A 24,050-nucleotide genomic window follows, 5' to 3' on the forward strand; every position below is an offset into this window, starting at 1 on the left:
ATTCAGATTATTTTGCGGTAAGCTCTTTTTGATTGTATTTATCGCTAGACCATTTTGCTAATTCAGAACTTAAGTAAAAGCTCACACTTTAAAATTTACTTAAGTGAAATTTGAGTATAGATCACAATCAAGAATTACACGCACTCATCAGTGCAACATTTGTTGCATTTGATTCAATAACTCTTTTTTTCTAAAAGGCTTGTTAATAATAGGGATATTTGCCAACTCTTGTTTATCTGCTAATCGGTTATCTGTATAGCCACTCATAAAGATTATGGTTGATTGAGGCTTTTGTTTAAGCACTTCACCTGCGAATTGAGCACCATCTAACTGACCAGGCATAACTAAATCACTCAAGATGATGTCAAAATCATTATCTTGAGCAAGTTGTAAACCCTGCTCGCCTGAGTCAGCCGTTTCAACTTCCAAACCATAAATTTTTAGAAACTCGGATAATAATAATAAGATAGGCTTTTCGTCGTCTACCACCAATACACGTTTGCCACGAAAAGATTGCTCAAAGTCCATATTGACCGCCTTGGATTGTTGTTTTGGTTTAAGTGGTTGTTCAAGGGTGTAATCTATAACAGGGAAATAGAGATTAAAACAGCTGCCCTGTCCTATTTTTGATTCAACGTTAATATGCCCTTTACAACTTTTCACAAAATTATAAGCTAAGCTTAAGCCTAATCCACTACCTTTTTTACCTTTAGTGGTATAAAAAGGTTCAAATATTTGTTGCTGGGTGGTTTGATCCATCCCAATACCAGTATCAGAAATAGACAAATGCACATACTCACCCGGAGCCAATTCCGTAGCAAATACATCGTCTGTATTCAGTAGTGTGTTTTCAACCTTAATGGATATCTTGCCGTTTTCTTGCGTTTGCATTGCATCCTTGGCATTTACACACAAATTGATCATAGTATCCAATAAGTGATGTGGATCTATATTGACCCACCTTAAATCATTTTGCAGGTCAAATTCAAACTCCACTCGCCCATCAGCGATATCTTTTAGCAAATCGACATGTGATTCAATTAAGAGACTCAAATTAACTGGCTCTGCATCACTTTTATCTATTCGAGACATGCGCGACAACCTGTTGGTTAATTGTCGACCTCGTTCGACACCTTTCAATGCCGACTGGGTTCTTTTAACCACAGATTCATCTTGGCTGTGTTTAATTTGTAAAATCTCTAAATGGCCAGAAATCACATTTAAGATGTTGTTGACATCATGGGCTATGCCGCCAGCTAAATGGGTTAAAGCATCTAAGCGGGTATTTTTATGCGCCAGAGATTCTGCAATTTTAACTGCGGTTAAATCTTGCACTAAACCAACAAAAGCAATTTCATTGTCTGTTAAATCTTGCACATTAGGCAAAACCGATACGGAAAGGCGCATTTCAAATGTCTCGCCACTTTTGCGCACTGCAGTTAACTCTCGTTCGGCATTAATGACGTAGGTGTCGCCAGTTTCTAAGTATCTTTGAATAAAGCTGTTGTGATGGTGAGCAATTTCATCCGGCATAAAGATCGCCACATTCTTACCGATAATTTGCTCTTTTGAATAACCAAAACATTTCTCAGCTGCTTTATTAATAAATTGAATAGCTCCAGTTTTACTAATGGCAATAATGGGCTCTATAATATTTTCAATAATGCCTGTGATTAAGCTCTGCTGTGAATAGGCTTGCGTATGGCCCAGCAAGTTGAAGGTGACGACCCCGTGTAGTTCATCACCTTGAGGATGACTGACATACTCAGCTTTATGCTCAACGCTAACAACAGTATCCGCTAGCAAGATGCGGTAAGCTAAGGTAAAACCAACTTTGTGATTAATTGCCTGTTTATATGCTTGAACAAATTTGCTCTGATCTTGTGGGTGAATATATTTTAATTCGGCGGCAAAACTAAGTGGTTTATCCACTTTATATAATTGAAACATATGTTCAGACCAATCAATTACGCCTGAATCAAGGTATTTAGTATACCAAGCTATGTTCTGCTGTTGATTCATTAAAGTTATATGATGCTGACTAATCTTCCCATTGATTGGCTTGCTTTTGGACATATTGCTTTCCAGTTCCTTACTTTCACTAGCTGTGTTTCAGTATAGCTGAATGTCTAAACCTGTCATTTTTTCGCCTATACTAATTTTATTGATTAATTTCAATATGGTGACACACCTTGCAAAAGTTGCTTCTAATATGCTTGATGGGCTGGCTAATGGCGCCACACGCGCTTTATGCTCAAAGCAATGTGATAGTGTTGTTGGCGCATCCAGATGACGAAACATGGTTAAGTGGGAGCATAGCTAAATTAGCACTGCACCAACAGGTGCATATTGTATATGCCACCTCAGGAGGAGCTGGTAAAGACAGGACAAAAAATAGACGCCAAGGTACAGAGCTTGCCCACGCACGTGAAGCCGAGAGCCGGTGTGCTGCAGATAAATTAGCTGCACAGCCATACTTTCTAAGGCTAGACGATAAAAATTTAGAACAGTATCCAGATAAAATAAATGCGCATTTAGCCAAGCTATTTGACCGATTAAAACCGAGTTTATTTATCAGTTTTGCTCCTGGAGGGATAACTGGACATAAAGACCATGATTTTATAGCCCAAGTTGCAGCTGCTTTTTGGCAACAGCATTCAGGCTCAATCACAAGTTTTTGGCAAGTAGTGGTGTCAGATAAACGAGCACATATTGCTAAACAAATAGCCAAGCAAGCCAACTACCCACAACCAATTCGATCAGCAACGCCAATCCAAGCAATCAACAAAGTTGTCGACGTTAGCCAACACCACCAACAGAGAATTGACGCGTTTGGCTGTTACCCTAGTCAATTTCCAGCCAAGCTGCAGCTGATATGGCAAAAGTTCGTTTTACAAACTCCATATGAAGAATTTATCTACTTAGGTATTAATCATCCTAGTTAACCTGAACTCGGGATAACAAGTTAGCTAATGCATTGGTTTTATTAAACAATAGAATTATTCCAGCTCTAGTGTGATATTTTTTCTTAGGACAAGGCGAATTTGCGTACGTAATAGCTCGCTATTACTAGCGAATTCAATGATGTTATAAGGAAAAATAGCCACTAGAAAGCAATTTGTTATCCCGAGTTCAGGTTACTTAATAATGATTGAACAAAAAGGCGTGTCGATTCGCTTCACGCAGAATGAATATGCCCATGCCACAAATAATTGCGAATAGTCCAAAAAAAGCCAAGGCGTCAATTCTGCTTATGTAAACCAAACACCCAATAAAAATGTACGCATAGGGCAAAAATTCGTACAACCCATTTGGTAATTTATATGATTTATTGACTTGCTTATCTTTGCGCCGATAATTGGAGCGTTTGACCAGCATCCAGCTAGATAACAGCATTAGCAAAGCAGACCAAAAATAAAAGTTTTCTAATTGGAAAATAAAGCAGCAAAGTGAAAACGCAAATAATGCAAAAGGCAGTGGCTCATAAATAATGCGGGGTAACATGCTTATAGCCTCCTAGGTTAGGAACTTATATAAGCATGAACCCTTTTGATTGTTTTTTCAACAACCGGACTAAATAAATTAATCTAAATCCATAAAGGCAAAGGCATCGGCAAAAACATTGTCTTTGCTTAAGCCTTTCTCAATAAAAGCTTTGCGCGCTTTACCAACCATTTCAAATCGGCCTGCACTGTATACTTGATAATCTTGCAACGAAGGAAAGTCAGCCAAAACAGCGTCAATCACATTTCCGCTACGGCCACTCCAATTTTCATCAGGGTTTTCAATAACAGGAATAAACTTAAAATTTGCAGATTCTTGCGCATACCAAAAATCCAGTTCATATGCCGCCGCTTGGTTACGTAGTCCCCAATATAAATAAACAGGTGCAGTTGGTTTTTGTTGCAACAACGCTAACGCAATTGAGCGGGTATAACTAAACCCTGTACCACCTGCCATCAATATAACCGGCTGTTGTGAATACGGGCGCAATCCTGCATTACCTGAAGGGCCTGCTATAGTCACAGTTGAATTGTTTTGCAAATGCGCCATAGCCGCTGACGTGTAGTCATCTTGAACGGCTGCGCCAATTTGCAGCTCAATAAAGCCATCTTTAGATGGAGCATTTGCAATGGAGAAAGGTCGTTTATCGCTTTCTGATAATAGCAATTCGATATATTGGCCAGCAATAAATTCAAATGGCTGTTTTGGTTTTAACTTAACTTGGTATACAAACTCTGTAAGTGGTGAGATTTCAATAACTTCGCATTGATGTAACATTATGAACAATCCAAACTTTGATCAAGAGACAGTTCAACATTTGAGATAGGGTATGCAATACAGGCATATACCAACCCCATAGCTTGCTCTTCATCTGTAAATATTAACGGTAAATCACCATAGCTTACCTTCCCTGACAGTAACTTACAATGACAGCTACTGCACGTCCCCTGCATACATTGAAAAGGGAAATCAATATTATTGCGCAGCGCCGCTTCAACAATGGTCTCAAGCGGTTCAACATCAAACTCTATATTATGCGGCAATAGCTTAACTGTATAGGTTTGCATGGTCTGCTCAATCTAGCCCAAGTTCAGACCAAATTTCATCAACTTTATCTTTAACGGCTTGATCCATTTCGATTTGCGTACCCCACTCTCGGTCAGTCTCGCCAGGCCACTTGTTGGTGGCATCTAGGCCCATTTTTGAACCTAAACCCGATACAGGTGAAGCAAAATCTAGATAATCAATCGGTGTATTATCGATTAATGTGGTATCACGGCTTGGATCCATCCGAGTGGTGATGGCCCAAATAACATCTTGCCAGTCTCTAGCGTTGACATCATGATCACACACAATGACAAATTTGGTGTACATAAATTGACGCAAAAACGACCAAATACCCAACATAACTCGCTTAGCATGACCAGGATATTGCTTATTAATCGTCACAACAGCAAGCCGATACGAACACCCTTCAGGCGGTAGATAAAAATCGACAATTTCAGGAAATTGTTTTTGTAAAATAGGCACAAAGACTTCGTTAAGTGCAACTCCTAATACAGCTGGCTCATCCGGCGGCCGACCTGTATAGGTACTATGATAAATAGGCTGTTTGCGCATCGTAATATGCGTTACAGTAAATACTGGAAACATATCCGTTTCGTTGTAATAACCAGTGTGATCACCATATGGGCCTTCCTCAGCCATTTCACCTGGCTGCAGATACCCTTCTAACACAATCTCAGCACTGGCAGGTACTTGCAAATCATTCGATAAACACTCGGCAACTTCACTGTTATTCCCTCGCAATAATCCAGCGAATGCGTATTCAGAAAGCGTATCAGGTACGGGCGTGACAGCACCTAAAATTGTTGCAGGATCCGCGCCTAAAGCAACAGATACAGGAAAAGGCTCGTTAGGGTGTTCTCGCTGCCACTCTAAAAAGTCTAAGGCACCACCGCGGTGAGAAAGCCAGCGCATAATGACCTTGTTTTTACCTAATAGTTGCTGCCGATAAATACCTAAATTTTGTCGCTTTTTATTTGGACCTTTAGTTACGGTCAGTCCCCAAGTAATCAAAGGTGCAACATCACCTGGCCAACAATGCTGAATAGGCAACTTGGTTAAATCAACATCATCACCCGTTAAAACGACCTGTTGGCAAGCCGGCTTTTTAATAATTTTAGTCGACATATTTAATACCTGTTTATAAACAGGTAACTTGGATAATGCGTCTTTGAACCCTTTTGGCGGTTCCGGCTCTTTTAACATAGCCAATAATTTACCAACTTCGCGTAATGCATCAACCGATTCTTGACCCATGCCTAATGCTACACGCTCGGGGGTACCAAATAAATTAGCGAGCACAGGCATATCGAAACCAACTGGGTTTTCAAATAATAACGCTGGTCCGCCGGCTCTTAATACCCGGTCACTAATTTCAGTCATCTCTAAATGAGTTGATACAGGGTAATGAATTCGCTTTAATAAACCTTTCTTTTCTAACTGTGCGATAAAATCACGCAAGTCTTTATATTGCATTTCACGCCTAATTTACTATTCGCCCTAATTTATCTACGCATTGTAACAAGTTTTGTTTAAAACAAATGCACTAATTTCAGTGCAACCTTGGCTATTTTGACTTAAGCTTTAAGCTTAGATAAATAATGAAAAAATGGATCAGCATCAGCCAAACTTTATGCAAAAAACCAAACGGCTAACACTGCTAAATATCATCACTTGTGTTTTGTACTTTTTGGCTGCCAAGCTTGGGTTGCTGTTGGCTATTCCCCCTGGTTTTGCTAGTGCGATGTGGCCCGCAGCTGGCATTGCATTAGCAATTGTTTTAGCTTGGGGCCGAGGTATATTGCCAGGCGTAATGCTGGGTTCAGCCCTAGCAAACTTAACCGTTGTTGAATCGATTACCCCTGCAAACATAGTGTTTGCGTCACTGCTGGGTATAGGTGCAATGCTGCAAGCTGCATTTGGCTATAAGCTACTGTCTAAGCAAATTCGCACTGGTGAATGGTTGGTTTCCCTCAATTATATTCGACTATTTTTGTTAAAAGCAGGTCCAATCAGCTGTTTAATTTCAGCAACTATAGGTTCGTTGAGTTTAGTCGGTTTTTCCTATATCAATATTGCTGATATGCCTTTTACTTGGTTCACTTGGTGGGTCGGTGATGCTTTAGGTGCGCTATTTATTGGCCCAATTGCATTGGTGATATTTAATCGACATAAATTAAAATTACACAAAAAATTATTCCAAGTTATAACGCCTTCTATTATGGTGTTTGCTTTGGTTGTTATCGTGTTTGCGTTTAATCGTGCCGAACAAAGCCAAATTCCAGAGCAAGAGTTAATAAAAGAGTCTAACCAAGTTGCAACAGCACTGGCAAATGAAATAGCTAGATATCAGGCATATGCACGAGCATACTCTGGTTTGTTCTCCAGTCAATCGGATGTTACACCAACTGAATTCGAACAATTCTCCCAGCAAATAATATTAGAAGAAGATGCAATTCTAGCTGTCGCTTGGATACCAAAAACGAGCCGAGCAAACAAACAAACTTTCTTAGACAATGTTCGGCAGCACCAAGCCAGTTTTAACATCCACACGATTGACTACTCTGTGCTGCCACATATTTACCCAATAACTTACATTTATCCAACTTCCAGCACAACACAAAACATGTTGGGGTTAGATATGGGTTCCGAACAGCTGCGCTCTCATGCGTTAATTAGGGCTGAAAAATTGCAAGCGAGTACAATCACCGCCCCTATCATTTTTCATCACGCACAATATAGTGAACCAACATTTATTATTTTCACGCCGATTATTAAAAATACTCAAGTGAGCGGACATAGCGTATTATTAATTCCTTCGAGCAAGCTCATTTCTAATGTGTTAGAGAAATATATCCAACAACAAGCAAGCTTAAACTACAAAGTCGACTTAACAACACAATCTGGTGTTGTGTTGTACCAGCAGCTCGCAGACAAAAATGTTGATCTTGTCCAACTAGAAAAAATTCATTTATTAGATCAAGTATGGCACTTGCGAATTGGTGCAAGCAGCTCAGAGTTTATTGCCAAAAAAGATTGGGGCAGCTGGATGATTTTAACGGTCGGCGTTATTCTAACCATCTTGCTGCAAACTTTTATTTTATGGCTAACCAGTAGCTATACCTTTGTTGAGCGTCAGGTAAAACTTAAAACTCGCGAGTTAAATAGAGAAAAAATTAAAGCGGAACAAGCGACAATTCAAAAAACTTATTTTCTCGCGAACATGAGCCACGAACTTAGAACTCCACTCAATGCAATTTTAGGCTTGAGTGACATGCTAAAAAAAACTAAGCTGTCTGATGAGCAAGCGGATTTCTTGCGAAAAATGCAACAAGCATCCAAGTCTTTGTTATCTCTAATTAGTGACATACTAGATGTTTCAAAAATTGAGACTGGCAACATTGAGCTGGAAAAGTCACCCTTCTCAATTCGTAAATTAACCGCAAAAGTAAAAGACCTATTTGAAAGCCAAGCAGAGCTTAAAAATCTAACCTTTAAAGTTGATTATAATGGCAATGGTAATGACTGGCTGCTCGGTGATGAACATCGCTTACAACAAATACTATTTAACCTGTGCAGCAATGCGTTAAAGTTCACTGAAACGGGTGGTGTAACTGTGCGCATTAGCAACCGACGAGATAATAAAAATAGCGAACTAAACTCTATTTTATTCGAAGTCATAGATACAGGGATTGGCATTGATGAACATAGAGTAAACACAATATTTAATTCCTTTACCCAAGCCGATTCGAGCATTACTCGAAAATATGGCGGTTCAGGTTTAGGTTTAGCCATCAGTAAAACGCTGGTAGAGCTTATGCAGGGGCAACTGCGCTGCCGCAGTCAGTTGGGGATAGGCACCCAATTTTGGTTTGAAATAACCATGAAATCCGCCCTTCAACAAAATAACGTATCTCAGGTAGATGTGCCTGAAGAGAAACAATTAAAACAGCTATTAAATGGCGCTATGGTGCTAATTGCCGAAGACAATGAAATTAATCAGCAAATTATCGCATTTCATATGGAATCTTTAGGAGCCGAGCTAACGCTTGTGGAAAATGGCTTACAGGCAGTCCAAGCTGTGCAAGACTGCACTTTTGACTTGATTCTGATGGATATTCAAATGCCAGAACTAGATGGTATACAAGCAAGTAAACAGATTCTACAACACGAAAATGGTATAGATGTGCCAATTGTCGCATTAAGCGCGAATGTATCGGTTGAAGATAAACAAGCTTGCTTCGATGCAGGTATTTTAGCCCATATACCTAAACCTTTTGAATTAAACGTATTGCACACAACGCTATTACATGTGTTATCAACCAAAATATAGGGACCCAATTCTATGACAACACAGTTTGAGGACAGCAGGCTCAATAGTTTGTTTGCAAACACTGTGTGTTCGGGACTCAGCCAGCAACACGCTGCACTGTTAGTTGAAGTGATCCAAACGTGCACACACAGCATAACAAACGATAAGCAACTCAATTTAGCTTTAACTTTGTTAGAGCAATTAAGTGACATTGACTGTGAACAAAATAGCCTGCTAGCGTTATTGCTTGATAAGCTCATAAACCAAATTGAGTTATATCAACAGTGCCATTCGCAAAACTCAGCGAATGAAAAACTCGCCTTACTGATGAAAAGGCACAATACGCGGCAAAAAGATTTGGCTCACATCGTTCCACAAAGCATAATTTCTGAGTTGGTTAATGGAAAACGACAGTTAACGCTAAGACACATGCAAGCTTTTGCCAACTATTTTGATGTGCCAGTGCAATATTTTATTTAATCAACAGGTCTAATTTAACAGGTAAAACAAACGGAAACGAAAAGAATGAAAACACTTTTATCACTGCTAACAAGTTTTTCTTTAATGTTAAGTCCAGTGGCGCTAGCCGAAACCAGTTGCCCTGACCTACTCCAATACTCAGCGCAAAAACTCCGCAGCAAAGAAAAAATAGATTTCTGCGACAAGTTTTCAGGTAAAACGCTGTTGGTTGTAAATACTGCGAGTAAATGCGGTTTTACACCTCAATTTAAACAGCTTGAAACCCTATACAAAAAGTACCAAAACCAAGGTTTAGAAATTGTTGGCTTTCCATCAGACAACTTTTTCCAAGAACATGATGATGCAGAAAAAACAGCTGAAGTATGTTACTTAAATTATGGGGTAACCTTCACTATGTTAGAAACGTCTGAAGTTCGTGGTAGTGATGCTAATCCATTTTATAAAAAGTTGATTGAAGCTGCTGACACTTCCCCCAAGTGGAACTTTTATAAATACTTGATCGACAAAAACGGCCAATTTGTTGATGTGTATTCATCAAGAACTGAACCTTTAGACAGTAAACTTGAAGCAAAAATAAAACAACTACTACAGTAATTTTATTGTCAGCTTAGCTTGTTTCACACCTTAGACCGAGTAAAATAACGGCTCGCTAACAAAGGAGCCTCCGTGTCTAGCCCAGCATTAAACACCCTAAATACCGTTTTTGGTTATAGCGAGTTTCGTCCAGGCCAACAGCAAGTTATAGAAGCTGTTATGAAGGGACAAGACTGTTTAACCATAATGCCAACAGGTAGCGGAAAATCGCTATGTTATCAAATCCCCGCCATTAGCTTAGCAGGCTATGCAATTGTCGTTTCTCCGCTAATCGCTTTAATGCAAGACCAAGTAGCCCAACTTGAAGCACAAGGTGTCGCCGCAGCCTTTTTAAATTCAACGTTAGACTATCAGCAGCAAGATGACATTTTATCGCAAGTAAATCATCACCAAATTAAGATATTGTATGTTGCACCAGAGAAGCTAATGCAACCAGCATTTTTGGATAGGCTTGCACAGTTTCCTCCAAATTTAGTCGCAATTGATGAAGCACACTGCATTTCACAATGGGGTCATGACTTTCGACCAGACTATGCGCAACTCGGTTTGCTCAAACAATATTTTCCACGTAGTCCATTTATTGCTTTAACCGCTACAGCCGACAGCGCGACCCAACAAGATATTATTCAACTGTTAAAGTTAGTTAATCCACACCACTATGTTGGTAGTTTTGACCGACCAAACATTAGATACATTCAGCAAGAAAAATTTAGGCCTCTCAACCAAGTTGAAGCTATAGTTAAAAGCAAAAATAACCAAGCAGGCATTATTTACTGCACATCTCGCAAGCGCGTGGAAGAAGTAACAGATTATTTGCAGCGACATAATTTTGCCGCTGCCGCTTACCATGCAGGTTTAAGCTTAGAGCAAAGAGAAACAGCCCAAACCGCCTGGCTGAAAGACGACGTGCAAATTATGGTCGCAACCGTTGCATTTGGTATGGGGATCAACAAACCAGATGTTAGATTTGTTGTTCATTATGATATTCCAAGATCGATAGAAAACTTTTATCAAGAAACCGGTCGAGCTGGACGAGACGGTTTAGATAGCGAAGCCATCTTACTCTATGAATATGCCGATGCCGACCGAGTACGTTGGTTAATAGAACAAAACCAAAACCTTGAGCGCGCGCAAATAGAAAATCATAAATTTGACTCTATGTTGTCATTAGCTCACAGTGAAACCTGTCGTCGTATGGTGCTATTAAACTATTTTGGCGAAGGACGCAATCAAGGTTGTGGCAATTGCGATATCTGTATCGATCCACCGAAAAAATATGATGGTTTAGTCGACGCACAAAAAGTGATGTCAACCATATATCGCATAGGTCAAAATGCTGGCTTTAATTATGTTATTGAAGTTTTGCGAGGCGCCAATACTCAAAGAGTACGCGAACTTGGGCACAATGCTTTATCTGTATATGGGATTGGCAAAAGCAAGAGTCACGAATATTGGATCAGTATAGCGAGACAGTTAGTCCACCTAGGATTACTGCGAATAGATATAACCGACAACGCACATTTAAAATTAACTGAGCTGGCTCGTCCTTACCTTAGAGGGGATATGCCACTTGAGTTAGCTCAACCGCGTATTAATCAGAGCCAAGAAATAGCTAAAGGTCAGAAAGATAAAATTAAACCAAAACACGACAAACGCTTATTTGAACGCTTGCGCCAACTTAGAAAACAGCTCGCTGACGAGCAAGATGTTCCACCATATATTATATTTAACGACGCAACCTTAGTAGACATGTGTATTGTTCAGCCTCAATCAGAACAACAAATGCTGCTTGTAAGTGGGGTTGGAAAGCGAAAATTAGAAAAATATGGCCATGCATTTTTGGCTGAGGTGAACAACTACCTCAGCCGATTTGATTAACCACTATTGCTTAAATGTGGTTGCCATAGTGTGAATATAGTCCGTCGTTTGTGATAATTGCTGCGCGTCAAAGTCTAGTTTATCGACTAATTGCAAACTTTCATTTGATAAACCATCGACCGCTTGAATATTCGCATTAATTTCTTCACACGCAGTTCCCTGCTGTGTTGCAGCAGTGGCAATTTGTGTCGACAGAGCAGAAATATCTTCAATCATCTTAGTGATGTGATCAACTAAATCAGCCGCTTTAGCAGCTTTGTCATTACAGCGCATCGCTTGCTGCTCACTCTCGTGCATGGTTTGCAACCAAGTTTCGATAGTTTGATGCATGGAAACAATACTCTGTTGGATTGTGCTAGCTGATTGCTGGGTTCGACTCGACAGAGCACGAACCTCGTCGGCGACCACCGCAAAACCACGACCATGTTCACCTGCACGAGCTGATTCAATAGCAGCATTTAATGCCAATAAATTAGTTTGTTCTGCAATACTACTAATTTCATCCATGACTTGTTGTACTTTTTCAGCTTGCTCTTTTAACACATCGGCAGATTCAGCTGCGTCATGCACCATGTCAGAAAGTTGTTGCATCTCCTTGGCATTGTCAAGAAGTATCACATCTGCATTTTCGCAGTCTGCTTGAATCTCATTAACTTTATTTGAGGTGCCGCGAGTGCTATTAGCAATTTCTTGCGCGCTTGCAGACATTTCATTCATAGCTGCCGCCACTTGGCTCAATTGAAAGTTTTGCTCCTGGCTATTGTTATTCGCCTGTTTAATCAGTTGCTTTAAATCTTGAACCACATGCTCCAAAGTATCTGTTAGGTCATTAAAACGGCCAATAACGGTATGATTACGCGCACGTTCAAAGTCTATGACGTGATCAATAAAAGCTGAATCAGTATTGCCATACAGAATATCGCGGGTGATGTCGTCGCGCTGCTGTTTTAGCTTGGTCAATTTTTGCGGCAAACTCAATAACTCTTGATAGAAAATACCAAACAATAACATCAACATGGCAGCAGCCATCACTGCAGCTGTAATTGAAGCCATACTGGCTAATAAAATAAGAAATGTAATACTAACAGTCAGTGCTAAAATCAGTTTATGGTTAAAGCTTAGTTCAAAGCGGTTGGTGCTCCCGCGTTGCAACTGTTGATATACAGCTTGTGCCTTTTGCAGGTGCTGTGGTTGAGGGCGCGTTCTAACAGATTGATAACCAATAACGCTATCACCTTCGACAATGGGCGTAACAAATGCATCCACCCAATAAAATTCACCGTCTTTGCAGCGGTTTTTTACAATGCCTCGCCACGATCGGCCAGCTTTAAGTTTTTGCCACATATCAGCGAAAGCTTGTTTGGGCATATCAGGATGGCGAACTAAATTATGGTTTTTACCAATTAGCTCTTCTTTTGAAAAACCACTAACACGAATAAACGCATCGTTTGCGTAGGTAATAACCCCTCTTAGATCTGTAGTAGAAACTAGCTCTTCATTTGCTTGCACGACAACTTCTTTGTCTACCGTGTGCTGATTTCTTTTCATCATTAAATCCAGTCTTGTGTGAGTCTAGGGCATTTATCGACACAAGTATCCACGGCCTAGTTTAAGCAAAATTAACACTAAATCAGGCTTACTTATATCGCATTTGAGAAGCCTGTAACATGACTCAATTTATTATAACTGTCAAATATCTGCGCGATATTACGGATGAAAATTTGCCCGACCATGGTTACTTTTATCTGTTGTTTATTTATAGTCAATAAACCTAAAGTTTCCAACTGTTTTAGCGCCAACCACTCAGAGGTAAACGTGAGATAGTCAAGTTTGTTTACTGGTATTTCAAGATGACATAATAGATGATGTATTAAACCTTCGCGTTGTTTGTCTTGTTGAGTTCTAAAAATGACTTTTTTAAATGGCATTTGTTGTTTGTCTATCGACTGGTAATAAGCTTTCAATTGCTTTTCATTTTGCAACATAGCAGTTGAAAAGTCAGATATTGCCGAGACACCAAAACCTAGCATAACTTGTGTTTCACAGTCTGCATAACCTTGGAAATTTCGTGTTAGCGTTTCATTTTGTAATGCTTGATACAAATTATCTTCTACCTTTACAAAGTGATCTAAGCCAACTTGGCGATAGCCATTTTGTTCTAAATAATTTATCGCATCAATTAAGATCGCAACCTTTAATTGTGCATTAGGTAAATCTGCTTGTTTTATTTTTGCTTGAGCAGGAAACATTTTTGGCATATGTGCATAGTTAAACATTGCTATTCGATCTGGATTCAAACTAACCACATTTTCTAACGTTTGCATAAAACTTTGCTGATTCTGTAGCGGCAACCCATAAATTAAATCGAAATTAACACTGAAGTCAGTTTCAAGCGTTTGGCATTGACGTATAGCCAATACAATTGACTCAATTGATTGGTATGACTGCTGTCGATTGATGGCTATTTGGGTTTTATCATTAAAGTCTTGGATACCTAAACTGAACCGATTAAAACCAATATTTATTATGTTTTTTATACGCGCTGAATCAACTGTACGCGGGTCTATTTCAATTGCCCACTCACAACCATCGGCGATGCTAAAATTAGCCTTGATGGCGTCAAATAGGCGCTCTAGTTGTGCATCGGTCAAAAAGGTAGGAGTTCCTCCTCCTAGGTGAATATCCGTAACCTTTACATGTTCCGGGCAATTTTTTGCTCTTAATTCAACTTCCTGAATTAGATAATTTAAGTAAGTTTCTGCTTTATCTTTATTTTGCGTAATGAATTTATGGCAACCACAGTAGTAACATAGTTGTTGGCAGAAAGGGATATGAAAGTACAAGCTAAGACAGTTAACTTTGCGATCAACCTGTGAATATAACTCAGGCTCATCAATGATTTCATCGCCCTGCTCTATTGCGACAAATTGTTTTGCGGTTGGGTACGAGGTATATCTTGGACAGGGTCGGTTAAATCGTTCAACCAATGACATTATTGTTTGTTTTTGCTGTGCTGATATTTTTTTTTGCCAAGCGCTTAAGTTTTCCACATTGTCACCATCTAACTAGTATTGTACTTGGATAGTTTATCTATTCACTGTTGATTAGAGGTGATCTAGATCAAATTTGTCTAGACTAACAACACTAGGTAGAACCTTATAGAAAAGTAAGTAAGCACATACAAAAAAGCCCAACCTGATAGGATGGGCTTTTAGCAACTACAATATAGATAAGGTAAACTATACGTCTAAGTTAGCTACATTTAGTGCATTGCGCTCGATAAAATCACGGCGAGGTTCAACTTGGTCGCCCATCAAAGTAGAAAACAATTGATCTGCACCAATTGCATCTTCAATAGTTACTTTGAGCATACGACGGCTATTTGGATCCATTGTCGTTTCCCAAAGTTGGTCAGCATTCATCTCACCTAGACCTTTGTAACGCTGAATGTACAAACCTTTTTTAGATTCTTTCATCAGCCATGCAAGACCTTGTTCAAACGAATCAATTGGCAAGATACGTTCACCACGTTTTATATACGCGCCTTCTTCAACTAGTCCAGCAATTGTATTGCCCGTTTTAGAGATGTTTTGATAGTCAGCCGACGCAACAAACTCTGCATCTAGTTTGTATACGTAATCAACACCGTGAGTTCTTACGTTAAATACTGGTACATATAGTTGAACTTCCTGGTCAAATTCAACTTGGTATTCAAATATTGAACTGCCATCTTTTTTGCTTTCGAGTTGCTTGGATAAAGTTGCAGCCCATTGTTCAATAAATGCTTTGTCTTTAAGTTGCTCTTCAGTTAACGACTCTGCATATTTTAATTCATTAACCAAGGCTGGATTTACTGTTCGAGATAGTCTTTCGATAATATGCTCACAGCGTTGGTAATCTTTTACGATTTGCTCTAGTGCTGTGCCATTAATCGCTGGTGCATCTTCATTAACATGTAAAGCTGCACCATCCAATGCAAGGTTAGTTAAATAAGCTTCAAACGCAGCTTCATCTTTAATATATTGCTCTTGTTTACCTTTTTTCACCTTAAACAATGGTGGTTGCGCAATAAATACATGGCCACGTTCAATAATTTCTGGCATTTGGCGGTAGAAGAAAGTAAGCAATAAAGTACGAATGTGCGAACCATCAACATCAGCATCCGTCATTAAGATAATCGAATGATATCTGAGTTTATCTGGGTTATATTCGTCTCGACCTATGCCACAACCCAAAGCAGTAATTAAAGTACCGACTTCAGCAGAACTAAGCATTTTGTCAAAACGCGCTTTTTCAACATTCAGGATTTTACCTTTAAGTGGCAAGATCGCTTGGTTTTTACGGTTGCGACCTTGTTTCGCTGAACCGCCCGCAGAGTCACCCTCCACTATATACAGTTCAGACAACGCTGGGTCTTTTTCTTGGCAATCAGCTAATTTACCTGGTAAACCGGCGATGTCTAATACACCTTTACGTCGGGTCATTTCGCGTGCTTTTCGTGCGGCTTCGCGCGCGCGTGCTGCATCCATTATTTTAGTAACAATAGATTTAACTTCTGTTGGGTTTTCCAATAAGAAGTCATTAAGCTTTTCTGCCATGGTTTGCTCTACTGCACTTTTCACTTCTGACGAAACTAACTTGTCTTTAGTCTGAGAAGAGAATTTTGGATCTGGTACTTTAACGGATACAACGGCAGTTAAACCTTCACGAGCATCATCACCTGTCGTCGAAACTTTTGCTTTTTTCGACATACCTTCTTTTTCCATAAAGCTATTTAGCGTACGTGTTAATGCAGCACGGAAACCAGCTAAGTGAGTACCACCATCACGCTGGGGTATATTGTTAGTAAAACAATAAATATTTTCTTGGAAGCCATCATTCCACTGCGCGGCTACTTCAACAGTAATACCATCGTCTCGTTCACTGACGAAATGGAAAACATGACCGTGAATAGGTGTTTTATTACGATTCAAGTATTCAACAAATGCATGAATACCACCTTCGTACATGAAGTGATCATTTTTACCGTCACGTTCATCTTTTAGTTTGATCGAAACACCAGAATTCAAAAAGCTTAACTCTCGCAATCTTTTTGCAAGAATGTCGTAGTGAAATAAGGTATCGGTAAAAATAGTATCAGAAGGCCAGAAACGAATTTCAGTACCCGTGGAGTCGGTTTCACCAATAACTTCCAATGGTTTCACTGGGTCGCCTAATTGATATTTTTGTTGGTGAACTTTTCCTTCACGACGAATGGTTAGTTGTAAGTGGTCAGATAATGCATTTACTACAGAAACACCTACACCATGAAGACCGCCCGACACTTTATATGAGTTATCGTCGAATTTACCGCCCGCATGCAATACAGTCATAATAACTTGTGCAGCAGATACACCCTCTTCAGGGTGAATTGCAGTTGGTATGCCGCGACCATCATCGCGAACAGAAACAGAACCATCTGAATGAATGGTTACTATAATATCTTTACAGTGTCCGGCTAATGCTTCATCGATACTGTTATCGACAACTTCAAATACCATATGGTGCAGGCCGGTACCATCATCGGTATCACCAATATACATGCCGGGTCTTTTTCTTACCGCGTCTAGTCCTTTTAAGACTTTTATCGACGATGAATCATATTCTGACATTTTCTGACCTTATTAATTTATTAGTTTGCCATGTTTCACGTGAAACACAGCATGTTCATAATCTATTACTTGCTGAATTAGTTGTAAGTCTTTTTCAATGCAAGTAAAAAACATTTGATTTTGATTATTCTTGTTAGTGCTAAAAGCCGCGCGGATAGAATTTAAATCTAGCTCGGCGGCAATATCATCTACAATCCAAATACAGTTTTTGTCTGTATGATTTTTTATGACATCTTCTGCCGCAAACATCAAAGACAAAACATAACGTTTGCACTCCCCTCGTGACAATATATTCTTAATGGGATCTGCTGCAAATTTTAGAATCAGCTCATCTCGGTGTACACCAACCGAAGTGGTTTTGCGCTTTAAGTCATTTTGAAAGTTTTTTTCTAACAACTCTGCCAAGTCAACTTGCTGGTTCCAACCTACTTTGTATTCCAAACTAATTTGAGCTTGGCTTTGTCTATTTTGATTGACCAAGTCTACGTAATTTTTCACGGCTTGATTTAACCACTCTACCGCTTCGCTCCTGAGTTGTTGAATTTGTAGATTGAGTTGTACAAAACTATTGTTCCACGAACGTATCTGTTCTACCAGTCCTCGACGCAATGCGGAATTACGTTGTTCTAAAACTCTTGCGTAGTCTCGATAAATTGACGCTACATTTTCTTGATGTTTCACGTGAAACACCAACCAGTCCAAAAATTTTCGTCGGACACTTGGACTACCATCGACCAAATCGAAACTATCGCAAGTGAACGCAACAATGGGGAATTGACTCGATAACTCACTTAAACGTGCAGCTTTTTTTCCTTGAATTCGCACATCACTGTCGCCACTTTGACTTTTGCTCAAGCCAAATTTGAGCTTTTGTAAATGTTCCACTTGCACATTAGCAATACAGTCGGCAAAAACCGTTAGCTTATCTTGGCCAAACTGAATCAATTCAGGTGTTTTAGATTTGCGAAAAGAACGTCCAAAACCAAGTAAGTGGATAGCTTCCAATAAAGATGACTTACCACTGCCGTTTTCACCAACAATAATATTACAATGAGCATGCGGTGATATTTCAATGTTTGAAATATTGCGCACGGAATGAATCGCCAATTTGGATATATGCATATTGCTGAGGGTTAAACTATAACCTCATTGGCATAACAACATATATTGCAGAGTCATCTTGATTGTCTTCAATTAATGCACTGCTATTGGCATCACCTAAAGTAATCTTAACTTCTTCAGACTCCAAAACATTTAATACGTCGATAATGTAAGCAACATTAAAACCTATTTCTAATTCACCACCTTGGTAGTTTATTTCAACAACCTCTTCGGCAACTTCTTGCTCTGGATTAGTTGCTGTTATGGTTAATTCACCACTGGCTAGGTTTAAGCGTACGCCGCGAAATTTTTCGTTGGATAAAATAGCAGCTCGAGCAAAAGCTTGTTTAATATAACCTTTGTCGGCAATAATTTCTTTGTCACCACCCTTAGGTAACACTCGACGATAATCAGGGAAACGACCATCAACTAATTTACTGGTAAAAGTGAAAGACGCACTACTTAAACGAATATGGTTGCTGCCTATAGAGATATAAACATTATCATCAGATTCTTCAATTAAACGGCTTATTTCAGTTACACCTTTACGTGGGATAATAACTTGGCTTTCGTCTAACGACTCGCTTTCTAAATCTAAACGCATCAAAGCTAGTCTATGTCCGTCAGTCGTCACGCAACGGATTTGATTGCCAGAAGTTTCCAACGACATGCCATTTAAGTAATAGCGCACATCTTGATTTGCCATTGAGAATGCAGTGCGATCTATCATAGTTTTTAGATCTTTTTGTTTTACTGCAAAATTAATTTCACTGGCCCACTCTTCAAGATTTGGAAAGTCTTTTGCGGGTAAAGTAGAAAGTGAATACTTACTTCTACCTGATTTAATTTGTAACTTGTTATCAGTTAGCGAAAACTCGATCAATGCCGAATCACTTAACCCTTTACAGATATCAAATAACTTTTTTGCTGGAACTGTGATTTGACCATCGTCTGAAGCTTGAACCAGCTCAACAGAAGCAACTAATTCAACCTCTAAGTCTGTTCCCGTTATTGAAAGCACCCCATCATTAATATCCAATAACACATTCGATAATATAGGTAATGTATGGCGGCGTTCGACAGTACCTGTTGCAAGTTGCAACGGCTTAAGTATATCTTCTCGACTAACTGAAAATTTCATATTTTTATTATCCAATCTTTACGAAGAAAGTGTACGAACTAAGTTAGAAAAGTCTTCTTTTATATCATGATTCTTTTCTCTTAGCTCAACGACTTTTCTGCAAGCGTGTAATACAGTTGTATGATCACGTCCACCAAAAGCCGCTCCAATTTCAGGCAAACTATGGTTTGTTAATTCCTTTGATAGTGCCATGGCAATTTGCCGTGGTCGAGCTACACTGCGACTACGACTCTTAGACGACATATCTGCCAGCTTAATTTTATAATATTCAGCGACAGTTTTTTGTATGTTATCTATTGTAACGAGTTTTTCTTGTAATGCGAGCATATCGCGCAACGCATCTTTAGCGAAGTCTATTGTGACAGCTTTACCGGTAAAATTAGCATTGGCAATTACTCGGTTCAACGCACCTTCTAAGTCTCGAACATTAGAACGCAATCGCTTGGCGATAAAAAATGCCACTTCATGCGGAAGGTCAAAATTAGACTCTTGCGCTTTTTTCATCAAAATTGCTACGCGTGTTTCTAACTCAGGTGGCTCTATGATAATAGTTAAACCCCAGCCGAAACGAGATTTAAGTCTTTCTTCAACGCCATCGATTTCTTTCGGGTATCTATCACTGGTTAAGATAACTTGGTGGTTACCTTCTAACAAAGCATTAAAGGTATGGAAAAACTCTTCTTGTGAACGTTCTTTACCAGCAAAAAATTGAATGTCGTCTATCAGCAATGCATCAACTGAACGGTAATGGCGTTTCCAGTCTTCAATTGAATTGGTTTGAATAGCTTTAACCATGTCTTGCACGAAACGCTCTGAATGCATATAAACGATTTTTGCATCCGGATTACGCTGACGAATTTCATTACCAACTGCATGCATTAAGTGAGTTTTACCTAAACCCGTACTACCGTATAAAAATAGTGGGTTAAATGCTGTACCAGGGTTATCTGCAACTTGAGTAGCCGCGGCACGTGCTAATTGGTTAGATTTACCTTCAACGAAATTATCAAAGGTGTAGTTTTCTCTTAAGTTAGAACGCAAGCTCGGTGGTGTTTGGCCAATTTGCGCAGGGTTTGCTACCTGTGAATTAAACGCATGACCACCGTGATTTTGCTGTGGTGCTGACGCATGTTGATTAACCGCAGGTTTGTTGCCTAACTCAAGTTTTGGATTTGCAATTGGTGCGACCGGTTTTGACCCGACTTCCATTTTTAAATTCGGAGAGTTATCCCCTGCCAATTCCTTTAGCAATTCAGTGATACGGTCAACATACTTATCACGCACCCAATCTAATACAAATTTATTTGGTGCATATAATATCAAATCTTGGTTTAAAGCTTGGACCTGTAATGGACGAACCCACATATTATATTGTTGTGAGGGCAGTTCGCGCTGTAAATTATCTAAACACGCCTGCCATAGCGATTCGCTCAAGGAACTTCTCCACTTATTTATTGGACGGTGGATCTCATCAAATTTTATCCACAAGTTCAATATTGACAAATAACAAAAGGTAAAAACCACCCGATATTTTTCATAACCAATTGATTTTATGTACAATGTTTTTTAATTCTTTTTTGTTCTATTCGAAGCTATTTTCAATAACTCTTTTGCCAATTTGACCAAAAATGTGGATAAAATGGCCGATAAAACAAAGTTATCCAAAAACACTAAAGATCATCTGCATAATACTTGTATGGGAGGATTAATTTTGCTATAGTTCGCGCCCCTTATAAGGCCGTGCCGGCAGGCACAATTTTTAGATTAATCGGAATTATTGCAATGAAACGTACATTTCAACCTAGCAATTTAAAGCGTAAGCGTAGTCACGGTTTCCGTGCTCGTATGGCTACAAAAAACGGTCGTCAAGTTTTAGCTCGTCGCCGTGCTAAAGGACGTAAAGTTTTAAGCGCGTAATATTACGTGAAAACTTTTCCGTTTAAGCGGGAGTCGAGACTCCTCACTCCCGCCGACTTCCAAAGCGTTTTCGACGCCCGCCCGAAAAAATTCTCTTGTCGTTATTACACTATTCTTGCTGCAAAAAATTCACTTGCTGGCGCACGTATTGGTTTTACTATTTCAAAAAAGAAAGCAAAGTTTGCAACCGAGCGCAATAAGGTAAAACGAGTCGTTAGAGAATACTTTAGGCTAAATCAACACAGTTTGAATAATGTCGATCTTGTCTTTATCGGCAAACAAGGTATTGCAAACGCGACCAACGAACAATTACGTCACGAGCTAAACTACACATGGAAAAAAATCCAACGTCAGTTCAAAAACTAGCTCGAAAATTTTGTTATAGCCTAGTTAGGTTATATCAATTAACCTTAAGTCCGCTACTTGGACCAAGGTGTCGTTTTCATCCAACCTGTTCAAATTATGCAATTTTAGCAATTAATCGTCATGGAGTGCGTATTGGTGGTTGGTTAACGGTCAAACGCGTTATAAAATGTCATCCGTTTTCGTCTGGCGGGTATGATCCTGTCCCTAAATCAAAAAACAAAGAGAAATAGAGTTCTATGGAATCGCAAAGAAGTTTTCTATTGATAGGTTTAGCTTTGGTTACCTTTTTATTATGGAACCAATGGCAAATAGACCATGCACCTCAACCCGTGGCACCTATCACTGCAGAGAGCACAACCCAACAGGTTGAGCAAAAACCAGTACAAGTATCAGCAGACGTGCCCGTTGCAGAACAAAGTGTAATAGAGTCTATCGCTACAGGTAGCAACTTTATTACCGTGACAACAGATACGGTAAAAGCAAAAATTGATTTACTAGGTGGCGATATTGTTCAGCTAGATCTACTTCAGTTTGCTAAAGAGAAAGATGGTTCTGAAGCTTATCCTTTGTTAGTTGAACAAGGCGCTGATTTATACCATGCACAATCAGGCTTAACTGGTGCACATGGGCCAGATGCAAGCCCGAAAGGTCGACCTTTATACGTAGCGGCACAAACCGACTACCAAATGTCAGGCGATACTTTAGAAGTGCCAATCAGCTTTAAAAACAACCAAGGTTTAACCGTTAAAAAAGTATTTGTGTTCCGTCAAGGTGAGCATGATATTCAAATTCGATTTGATGTTAGTAACACATCCGATGCTGTGAAAAATGTGCAATTATTTGCCCAGCTAAAACAAAATACAGCACAAGCACAAAGCTCAATGATGATGCCAACCTACCACGGTGCAGCCTACTCAACTCATAATGAAAGCTACGAGAAAATCGATTTTGACGATATCTTAGATTCAAATTTACGAGTGGCATCCACAGGCGGTTGGATCTCAATGATCGAACACTACTTTGTAACCGCATTTATTCCACAAGAAAATGAAAACATTGAAATTTCGACCAAAGCATTAAGTGGCGGTAAAGTTTTGATGCGCTATAAAGGTGAAGCAGTCCAAGTTGCACCTGGGCAAACTGCAAGCTTAACAACTACTTTATATGCAGGACCTAAACATCAAGATAAGTTATCAGAGCTAGCGGATAACTTAGACTTAACCGTTGACTACGGTATCTTATGGTTTTTATCACAGCCGTTATTCCACCTATTGCAATTCTTACACGGCTTAGTTGGTAACTGGGGTGTGGCAATTATCCTTATCACTATTATTGTGAAAGGTTTAATGTACGGCTTAACCAAAAAACAATACACCTCAATGGCGAAATTGCGCCAACTACAACCTAAGTTAACTGAACTGAAAAACCGTTATGGCGAAGATAGACAAAAGTTCTCACAAGCTATGATGGAGTTATACCGCAAAGAAAAAGTTAACCCTATGGGTGGCTGTTTACCAATTCTTTTACAAATGCCAATTTTCTTAGCTTTATACTGGGTATTTGTTGAAAGTGTTGAATTGCGCCATGCTGAATTTGCGTTGTGGATCCACGATTTATCGCAACAAGATCCATTTTACGTATTACCTATCTTGATGGGTGCAAGTATGTTTGTAATGCAAAAATTACAACCTACACCAATGCAAGATCCGGTACAGCAGAAAATCTTCCAGTATATGCCTGTTGCCTTTACCTTCTTCTTTTTATGGTTCCCGGCAGGTCTAGTTTTATACTGGTTAGTCAGCAACATTATTTCAATTGTGCAAATGTTGATGATTAATAAAGCGATGGAGAAAAAGGGTTTAAAATAACCACTTCGCTTTAAATTAATAGCTTTAAAAACGGGCGTTGATGCCCGTTTTTGTTATCTGCTATTAGTTTGTAAATAGAAAACTAATTTACTAAAAACATAATCTACCATCTGAATGTAGGACAAAAAATGTCGTGAGATTCAATTTCATAAGTACATTTTAAAGACAACATC

19 protein-coding genes are annotated in these 24,050 nt (G+C 39.3%); 9 read left to right on the top strand and 10 right to left on the bottom strand.

Annotated features, from left to right (window positions below; genetic code table 11):
• Positions 1 to 147: 147 nt before the first annotated feature.
• Positions 148 to 2,076: a PAS domain S-box protein gene (locus tag DS2_RS13320; protein WP_035015318.1), complete on the bottom strand. Its 1,929-nt coding sequence runs from the start codon at positions 2,074 to 2,076 to the stop codon at positions 148 to 150.
• A gap of 155 nt (positions 2,077 to 2,231) precedes the next feature.
• Here DS2_RS13320 and DS2_RS13325 point away from each other — a divergent pair, with 155 nt between their 5' ends.
• On the top strand, positions 2,232 to 2,945 hold the full coding sequence (locus tag DS2_RS13325; RefSeq protein ID WP_160168569.1) for a PIG-L deacetylase family protein: 714 nt from the start codon (positions 2,232 to 2,234) through the stop codon (positions 2,943 to 2,945).
• A 637-nt stretch (positions 2,946 to 3,582) separates the two neighbouring features.
• On the opposite strand, the gene fre is transcribed toward DS2_RS13325, so the two are convergent.
• From fre to ubiD, 3 genes are read right to left on the bottom strand one after another with little or no spacing between them, the layout of a single operon-like run.
• Complete coding sequence (gene fre / locus DS2_RS13335; protein WP_035015321.1) at positions 3,583 to 4,281, bottom strand: NAD(P)H-flavin reductase; 699 nt, start codon at positions 4,279 to 4,281, stop codon at positions 3,583 to 3,585.
• A complete protein-coding gene (locus DS2_RS13340) occupies positions 4,281 to 4,571 on the bottom strand; it encodes a 2Fe-2S iron-sulfur cluster-binding protein (RefSeq protein WP_035015322.1) in 291 nt (96 codons plus the stop codon). Before DS2_RS13340 ends, fre begins: the two co-directional genes overlap by 1 nt.
• 7 nt (positions 4,572 to 4,578) lie before the next feature.
• The gene (ubiD, locus tag DS2_RS13345) at positions 4,579 to 6,045 is read right to left on the bottom strand and encodes a 4-hydroxy-3-polyprenylbenzoate decarboxylase (protein ID WP_035015323.1); all 1,467 of its coding nucleotides are present in this window, start codon (positions 6,043 to 6,045) and stop codon (positions 4,579 to 4,581) included.
• A gap of 157 nt (positions 6,046 to 6,202) precedes the next feature.
• Between ubiD and DS2_RS13350 the strand changes: the two genes are divergently transcribed.
• From DS2_RS13350 to recQ, 4 genes are all read left to right on the top strand, one after another.
• Positions 6,203 to 8,902 (top strand): ATP-binding protein, encoded by a 2,700-nt coding sequence (locus DS2_RS13350; protein WP_160168570.1) that lies wholly within the window; start codon positions 6,203 to 6,205, stop codon positions 8,900 to 8,902.
• A gap of 12 nt (positions 8,903 to 8,914) precedes the next feature.
• A complete protein-coding gene (locus tag DS2_RS13355) occupies positions 8,915 to 9,361 on the top strand; it encodes a helix-turn-helix domain-containing protein (protein ID WP_035015325.1) in 447 nt (148 codons plus the stop codon).
• Between the two features lie 45 nt (positions 9,362 to 9,406).
• Positions 9,407 to 9,955 (top strand): glutathione peroxidase, encoded by a 549-nt coding sequence (locus DS2_RS13360; protein WP_035015326.1) that lies wholly within the window; start codon positions 9,407 to 9,409, stop codon positions 9,953 to 9,955.
• 72 nt (positions 9,956 to 10,027) lie between these two features.
• Entirely contained in the window at positions 10,028 to 11,833 is a 1,806-nt protein-coding gene (recQ, locus tag DS2_RS13365; protein ID WP_035015327.1) for a DNA helicase RecQ, read from the top strand.
• 3 nt (positions 11,834 to 11,836) lie between these two features.
• Here the strand turns inward: recQ and DS2_RS13370 are convergent, their stop codons facing one another.
• The 6 genes from DS2_RS13370 to dnaA form a co-directional block, all read right to left on the bottom strand.
• On the bottom strand, positions 11,837 to 13,384 hold the full coding sequence (locus DS2_RS13370) for a methyl-accepting chemotaxis protein (protein ID WP_035015328.1): 1,548 nt from the start codon (positions 13,382 to 13,384) through the stop codon (positions 11,837 to 11,839).
• Positions 13,385 to 13,473: 89 nt separating this feature from the next.
• The gene (gene hemN, locus DS2_RS13375) at positions 13,474 to 14,883 is read right to left on the bottom strand and encodes an oxygen-independent coproporphyrinogen III oxidase (protein WP_051479873.1); all 1,410 of its coding nucleotides are present in this window, start codon (positions 14,881 to 14,883) and stop codon (positions 13,474 to 13,476) included.
• Between the two features lie 189 nt (positions 14,884 to 15,072).
• Positions 15,073 to 17,484 (bottom strand): DNA topoisomerase (ATP-hydrolyzing) subunit B, encoded by a 2,412-nt coding sequence (gene gyrB / locus DS2_RS13380; protein ID WP_035015329.1) that lies wholly within the window; start codon positions 17,482 to 17,484, stop codon positions 15,073 to 15,075.
• Positions 17,485 to 17,496: 12 nt separating this feature from the next.
• Positions 17,497 to 18,606 (bottom strand): DNA replication/repair protein RecF, encoded by a 1,110-nt coding sequence (gene recF, locus DS2_RS13385; protein WP_035015330.1) that lies wholly within the window; start codon positions 18,604 to 18,606, stop codon positions 17,497 to 17,499.
• Positions 18,607 to 18,622: 16 nt separating this feature from the next.
• A complete protein-coding gene (gene dnaN, locus DS2_RS13390; protein ID WP_035015331.1) occupies positions 18,623 to 19,726 on the bottom strand; it encodes a DNA polymerase III subunit beta in 1,104 nt (367 codons plus the stop codon).
• 18 nt (positions 19,727 to 19,744) lie between these two features.
• On the bottom strand, positions 19,745 to 21,160 hold the full coding sequence (dnaA, locus tag DS2_RS13395; protein WP_035015332.1) for a chromosomal replication initiator protein DnaA: 1,416 nt from the start codon (positions 21,158 to 21,160) through the stop codon (positions 19,745 to 19,747).
• Positions 21,161 to 21,508: 348 nt separating this feature from the next.
• On the opposite strand from dnaA, the gene rpmH reads away from it, so the two are divergent.
• The 4 genes from rpmH to yidC are packed head-to-tail and all read left to right on the top strand — an operon-like array spanning position 21,509 to position 23,877.
• Positions 21,509 to 21,643, top strand: coding sequence for a 50S ribosomal protein L34 (gene rpmH, locus DS2_RS13400; protein WP_035015362.1), 135 nt, complete (start codon positions 21,509 to 21,511; stop codon positions 21,641 to 21,643).
• A 6-nt stretch (positions 21,644 to 21,649) separates the two neighbouring features.
• Positions 21,650 to 22,009, top strand: coding sequence for a ribonuclease P protein component (gene rnpA, locus DS2_RS13405; RefSeq protein ID WP_035015333.1), 360 nt, complete (start codon positions 21,650 to 21,652; stop codon positions 22,007 to 22,009).
• Positions 21,976 to 22,239, top strand: a complete 264-nt coding sequence (yidD, locus tag DS2_RS20315) for a membrane protein insertion efficiency factor YidD (protein WP_081754271.1) — start codon at positions 21,976 to 21,978, stop codon at positions 22,237 to 22,239. The genes rnpA and yidD overlap by 34 nt, the downstream gene beginning before the upstream one ends.
• Positions 22,240 to 22,245: 6 nt before the next feature.
• Positions 22,246 to 23,877 (top strand): membrane protein insertase YidC, encoded by a 1,632-nt coding sequence (gene yidC, locus DS2_RS13410; protein ID WP_035015334.1) that lies wholly within the window; start codon positions 22,246 to 22,248, stop codon positions 23,875 to 23,877.
• Positions 23,878 to 24,050: the final 173 nt, after the last annotated feature.

The organism is Catenovulum agarivorans DS-2 (assembly GCF_000568405.1).
GTDB lineage: Bacteria > Pseudomonadota > Gammaproteobacteria > Enterobacterales > Alteromonadaceae > Catenovulum > Catenovulum agarivorans_A.